Annotated in this window: 5 protein-coding genes; 2 read left to right on the forward strand and 3 right to left on the reverse strand. The window is 28.3% G+C overall.

What is annotated here, in order from left to right; all coding sequences use genetic code 11:
* Positions 1-288 precede the first annotated feature (288 nt).
* The 3 genes from CVD18_RS20995 to CVD18_RS21005 are packed head-to-tail and all read right to left on the reverse strand — an operon-like array spanning position 289 to position 4,072.
* The gene (locus CVD18_RS20995) at positions 289-1,839 is read right to left on the reverse strand and encodes a hypothetical protein (protein ID WP_233194610.1); all 1,551 of its coding nucleotides are present in this window, start codon (positions 1,837-1,839) and stop codon (positions 289-291) included.
* 31 nt (positions 1,840-1,870) lie between these two features.
* Positions 1,871-2,734, reverse strand: a complete 864-nt coding sequence (locus CVD18_RS21000) for an ABC transporter ATP-binding protein (protein ID WP_103867443.1) — start codon at positions 2,732-2,734, stop codon at positions 1,871-1,873.
* A gap of 3 nt (positions 2,735-2,737) precedes the next feature.
* Positions 2,738-4,072, reverse strand: coding sequence for a serine hydrolase (locus tag CVD18_RS21005; protein WP_103867444.1), 1,335 nt, complete (start codon positions 4,070-4,072; stop codon positions 2,738-2,740).
* Between the two features lie 214 nt (positions 4,073-4,286).
* Between CVD18_RS21005 and CVD18_RS21010 the strand changes: the two genes are divergently transcribed.
* Together CVD18_RS21010 and CVD18_RS21015 are read left to right on the forward strand one after the other, a co-directional pair.
* A complete protein-coding gene (locus CVD18_RS21010) occupies positions 4,287-5,264 on the forward strand; it encodes a sensor histidine kinase (protein ID WP_103867445.1) in 978 nt (325 codons plus the stop codon).
* A gap of 1 nt (position 5,265) precedes the next feature.
* Complete coding sequence (locus tag CVD18_RS21015) at positions 5,266-5,964, forward strand: LytTR family DNA-binding domain-containing protein (RefSeq protein WP_103867446.1); 699 nt, start codon at positions 5,266-5,268, stop codon at positions 5,962-5,964.
* Positions 5,965-6,167: the final 203 nt, after the last annotated feature.

Genomic DNA, 6,167 nt, shown 5'->3' on the forward strand with positions numbered 1-6,167 from the left:
TGAAACCATTTAATGGAGTGGCAACTAAATATCTACAGAATTATATGAACTGGTTTATGGTCTTGGAACGCATAAAAGAGAATAACCAACGTCTCAAATCCTTTGCCTACTATGCCCTTGCTGGACAAAATGCATGGCAAATTTGGAAAACAACAACTGAATCAGTCATATAGTAGAATATAGCTAAAATTTATTCTAAAAGTTTCTTCTACAATGTTAATGGAACACTCTTTTTACAAAGCGACGATAGAAGAGAAGTGGAATGTGTGTGAAATGACATAAAACCACTTAATTATTCAATTCATGCTTCCGTTTTATAAAGATAACACTACAAAAAAGCAGCACAAATAGCGTTAGAACAATTAGATAGAAATTACTATGCTCAAAACCTCCAAAATAATCAGCAAAAGGAATTCCGTTTATGTTAGCATAAGTAATCATAAAGAAGAGTACTTCAAACAGTTTTTTTCCTTTAGACAATATACCTAAGCAGACTGCCAATGAAGTAATAAAAAGACTTCCTAAAAGTATTGAAGTTACTGCAGTAATGTTTGTTAACAAACCAAGACGAACTATTAAAGGCAAAGCTAAAAATAGCATTAAAATAATTCCCGAAAATAATTGAGAAACTAATAACCTTCTTAATGGTTTAAAAGCCGTAAACGAAAAATAATGAACATTGCTTATTGTTTCCTTATTAGATAAGACTGACAACCTGCTTACTTGTAAAAACCATAAGATTGGTAAAACCATTTGATGTGCAGTTATTAAAGGAAGAACTGCCAATAATACCACTCCTATAAGGTTAATAATCCATAACCATTTTTTTCCTTTTCTTAATAACAACAAAATTTCGGTTTTAAGTAATGGAAACATGCTGTAATTTACCTTTGCAGAAGGCAATCTTGACAAATCTACATTTTTTATAAGGCTTTGATTAATCGTTTTTACTTTACTTATTTTTGCATAACCCCTTTCTTTTACATCAAAACGATGAAACAAAACAGATACTAAAAATAATAGCAGAATACCTAGTGCCATCCACACGAAACGACTTAATAAAAATGATGTTGAAAAATCAATTCCTTCGAACAAAAATTTATCTGGCTTTTTAGTATTTCCTAGAACATAACCGATAGACAAATCAGTATCTTTATCTGTATTTGTAATTTCTCTAACAGTTTCTTCTAGTTGATACATTACTATTTTACTACCAAAAATGTCTAATGAAAATTGGTTTTCAGTTTTTGGAGAAAACACCATTAGAACCGAAAAAAAAACGAAGAATCCAATATTCTGAACTATCGAATACTTTTCTAAAAACATTTCAGAAATAACTGCTAAAACCGAAATTATAAATAGTGCTGGAATTGTAATGACTGCATACGGTTTTATAAACTGGAATAATTTAAAAGGGTAGCCATCATTATATAAAAAGAAAAGGATAATACTCATTATAAATACAACTGCTGCAATAGTTAGTAATAGTAAAAAATTACTTAGCACTTTAGAAAACAAATAGCTAAAGTTTTTGATTCGTGTAGCGGCAACTATTTGACCAACTCTTGTGTTGCTATCTGTTTTTATTCCGCTATTTACCAAGTAGAAACCTATTAAAGACAAGAAAATGCTAGTCATAATAGCAGTAACATAACCAAACCATGCCGAATTGTAATAACCAACATAATCTGCTATTCTAATTGTAGAATAATTGGCATTGGGTTCTGGAACAAATGTGTACGCTATTGCTAAGGTTGCACATAGTGTTATTAAAAAAGCATAGCTTCTTGTTCGTTGTAAATAATCTAATTTTATAATAGTTAAAAAGGAGTTCATCATTGTATTCTTTTTAAAGTTAAAATGAATAGGTTTAATTTATTTTTGTGAGATATAAATAGGCATCTTCTAAATTTCCTTCTTTTTTAATAGAGTTTTCTACAGGAACATCTGCAATATATCTTACTACTAATTGATTGTTTTTACGAGAAGTACTCACTACAATTTGTGTTATTTTAAAAGCGGTTAAATCTTCTTTTGCAATAGTGGTTTCAAATACTTTATCTGTTACCTGATTTATAATTTCTTCCTGATTCCCATAAGAAAGTAATGTTCCACTTTTCATAATTGCCACTTTATCGGCAATCGTGTCTATGTCTGATACGATGTGTGATGATAAAATTACGATGCAATTATTTGCTAGATCGGAAATTAAGTTTCTAAATCGTACACGTTCTTCAGGATCTAAACCAACAGTAGGCTCATCAAAGATTACAATTTTTGGGTTGTTTAGTAATACTTGTGCTATACCAACACGCTGTTTCATTCCTCCCGAATAACTTCCTATTTGTTTTTTAGCAGCATCTAGTAAGTTTAACCCTTCTAATAATTGTGTTATTCTTGGTCTTAAATTTTTTCCGCCAACACCTTTCATTGCAGCCATATATTCTAAGAATTCATACGCATTCAGATTTGGATATACACCAAAGTCTTGTGGTAAAAAGCCTAGTTGCTTGCGCATATAATTGGCATCTTTTACAATGTTGTTTTTATTTAAAGAGATAATACCATTGGTAGGTTTGTTAACCGTTGCAATCATTTTTAAAAGTGTAGATTTCCCAGCACCATTTGGTCCTAATAATCCTAAGATTCCTTTTTCAATATGGATTGAAAAATCTTTCAATCCATATTTATCTTTGCTGTATTTTTTAGATACATTTTGAATTTCTAATTTCATAATTTAACTTTTAGTAGTTATTTTAGTAGTTATTTTAGTAATGGTAGTTGTAAACCCGTTTTGACTAAATGTTAAACTATCATTGCTTCCTTCAATTTTAGTTAAAGTGGCACCTACAGTTGTATCATACAGTGTGGTTTCATTTTTTTGAGTTAACTCACTCTTTATGTCTTGAGCTTCTGCTATTAAAAATAGTTTGCCATTTTCTTGCTTAATCTCAAAAGTTAAGTTTGCCTCTTTTAATAAATACTCACCTATTATCCCTTTAAAATCAGCTAAATTTATACTTTTGAGTTGCTCAATCTTCTCATTGTTTAAATAGGAATACAAATCATTTTTAATGGATTTCTCTAAAGGCATTCTATGCGAATTTGTAAATAATAAGAATAAATTTTTTGTTTTTGGGTTATATGCATTTCTGAAAGCGTAGCCTAAATTATTACCTCCATGATTAAAATATTTAATGCCTTTGTAGTCAGATTTAAACAAACCTAAGCCGTATACTTCATTTCCAGATTCCATCATACGTATAACAGTCTCTTTTTTAAGTAGCTTCTCAGTTTCAAATAAAGAAGTGTAAAAAACTTCCATATCAGATAAAGTTGAAGCAATACTACCAGCAGCAAAAGCAATATTTGCAAAGTATTTATAATCTAAATATTCTGTTACATCTTTATCTTGGTAATATGGCGTTGCTAAATTTGGTAAGTTTTTGTGAACGTAAGGATACGTGTTATTCATTTCTAAAGGCTCAATAATACGCTCTCTTAACAAATCGAAATAACTTTGATCCGTAATTTTCTCAATAATTCTCCCAAGCAAGAAGTAATTTGTATTGCAATAATCAAATTTTCCAATCATTTTCGGATCATTTTTCCCAACTTGATTTAGCAAGTTATCGTTGTAAAGAGAATCATTTTTTGCATAAAATATTTCTTCTAGGTTTTTACCAATTATTTCGTTTAATCCACTTTCATGCGTTAATAATTGGTGTATAGTTAAAGAAGGGGCTACATTTTGAATTGGCTTTAAATATTTTCCAATAGTATCTGTTAATTTTAAATTTCCTTTTTCTATTTCTTGTAAAAAAAGAATAGCAGTAAAGGTTTTAGTTGCACTACCAATATTAAAAACATGATTTTTATTTAAATCAAAATTACCAAGGCTTTTTGTTTTAATCTCATTATCTTTTTTAATAAGAAGGGCAACACCTTTATTTTGTTCTTTTAATAATGGGTCAAACTTTTGTTTAATAGTTTCTAATCTGTTTTCTTGTCCAAAAGAAATGCATTGCACTAATAAGAATGCTAAAATTGTGAATTGTTGTAACGTTTTCATCTGATGTCTATTTTAAATTATACTTCAAAACTCTTTTAATTGTTCAAGACATAAAAAAAAGAATGACCAATGGTACTTATAAAATGATATTGTTAGCAAAAGCCTATTATCATGAAAAAATACCTGTTCAGACATCGTTCTCTAACTTTCATCATTAAAAAATGGATGTTTATGTTTGAATTTTTATTTTTGAGTCGAATAATAAACTTTAGAAATGGCAAAATTAGATTCTTGGATAGACAACAAAGTTGTACAGAACCTCTTTGTTTGGTTTTGTTTCTTTTTAGTAATAGTGGGCGCTATTCAAGGTGAAAATAAGATTATTACATCATTAGGTATTATTTTATTATTAGCACCAGCTATATATATAAGTAATTTATTAATCTTGCCGCTTATAAAAAAGAAAACTATTTTATTTACTTTTTTATTTATATTAAATATCCTTGTATTTACTACCATTTCAGTATTTATTATAAATTTTATATCAGAACAATTTTTTCAATGGGATAAGTTTATAAACTTCTTTGGGATTATGGTTTTGGCAATAGCATTTGGAACTGCTATAAAGATTGCGCGAGATAATTTTTTACGTAGGCAACAAATTAAAGAAGCAGAATTAAAGTTATTAAAGGCACAATTAAACCCTCACTTTTTATTTAATACCTTAAATAACTTATATGGATTATCTGTTATAAAATCTGATAAATTGCCAAGTTTAATGCTGAAATTATCCGATTTATTAAGATATAGTTTGTATGATACAAAAGAAACCTTGGTACCTCTTGAAAAAGAAATTACCTACTTAGAGAACTATATTTCGCTAGAAAAAATTAGATTAGAAGATAAAACAGACATTCAATTTACTAAATCAGGAAATTTATCTTCAAATAAAATTGCGCCAATGTTATTAATTGTTTTTGTTGAAAATGCTTTTAAGCATTTAGGGATTTTAAAAAATGGAAAAAGCAGCGTTATAATTTCTTTAGAAGAAATGAATAATACTATTACGTTTGTTTGTAACAATACTATAGAAGTAAACATCGCAAAAGAAAATGATTTGGAAAAAGGGAGAAGTGGTATTGGTTTACAAAATGTTAAAAAGCGTTTAGCATTAATGTATCCGGAAAAACACCAATTGAATATTAATAAAATGGAAAACAGTTATAATGTCCAATTAATAATAGATTTATAAAATGAGCGTATTAAAATGTATTATTGCCGATGATGAACCTATTGCTCGACAAATTTTAGAAAATTATATCGATTCTATACCTAATTTAGAAATTGTAGCTTCTTGTAAAAATGCTTTTGAAGTATTAGAAATTTTACAAAAAAGAACGGTTGATCTCTTATTTTTAGATATTAATATGCCTAAACTTTCTGGTTTAAGTTTGTTAAAAACAATGCAACAAAAACCAGATGTTATTATTACTACGGCTTATCCAGAATATGCTTTAGAAGGCTTTGAATTAGCTGTAACAGATTATTTATTAAAACCCTTTTCTTTAGAGCGTTTTCTACAGGCTGTAAATAAGGTAAAGCAAAATCAAGTTGTTTCAAAAGAGGAGATAGTAACATCAAAAGAAGAGATACAAGATTTTATATTTGTAAAAAGTGATAAAAAAATTATAAAACTAAGTTTTGAAGATATTAATTATGTAGAAGCGTATGGAAATTATACAAAGATTTATGCAGATACTATGATTTTAACACCACAAACACTTTCAGATTTTTTATCCAAACTACCAGATTATTTTATACGCATACATAAATCATTTATAATAAATTTTAATAAATTGAAATTAATAGATGGCAATCAAATTATACTTGAAAATGAGGTGAAATTAACAATAGGAAAGTCGTATAGAAAAGATGTTTTAGGTAGGATTTAACTTGGTCTCATAAAATTTCGGCTCAAACAATAGGAGAGAGGAACGTAATATTTTAGGGGGGGGGGAGTAATACATAATCTTAAGGGTTTAAATTTCACAATGAATATCAGAACAATCTTAATCATTGTATGCATCCGAGCAACTACAATATAGAATTTTCTTGATATCCAGGTAGTAATTCTTCTAATTTTTGTATGCTATGA

It is taken from the genome of Aquimarina sp. I32.4, assembly GCF_002924285.1.
GTDB lineage: Bacteria > Bacteroidota > Bacteroidia > Flavobacteriales > Flavobacteriaceae > Aquimarina.

Coding starts and splice junctions, on each gene's coding strand:
- CVD18_RS20995 (WP_233194610.1), bottom strand. CDS start 1,839: ATGATGAACTCCTTTTTAACTATTATAAAATTAGATTATTTACAACGA.
- CVD18_RS21000 (WP_103867443.1), bottom strand. CDS start 2,734: ATGAAATTAGAAATTCAAAATGTATCTAAAAAATACAGCAAAGATAAA.
- CVD18_RS21005 (WP_103867444.1), bottom strand. CDS start 4,072: ATGAAAACGTTACAACAATTCACAATTTTAGCATTCTTATTAGTGCAA.
- CVD18_RS21010 (WP_103867445.1), top strand. CDS start 4,287: ATGGCAAAATTAGATTCTTGGATAGACAACAAAGTTGTACAGAACCTC.
- CVD18_RS21015 (WP_103867446.1), top strand. CDS start 5,266: ATGAGCGTATTAAAATGTATTATTGCCGATGATGAACCTATTGCTCGA.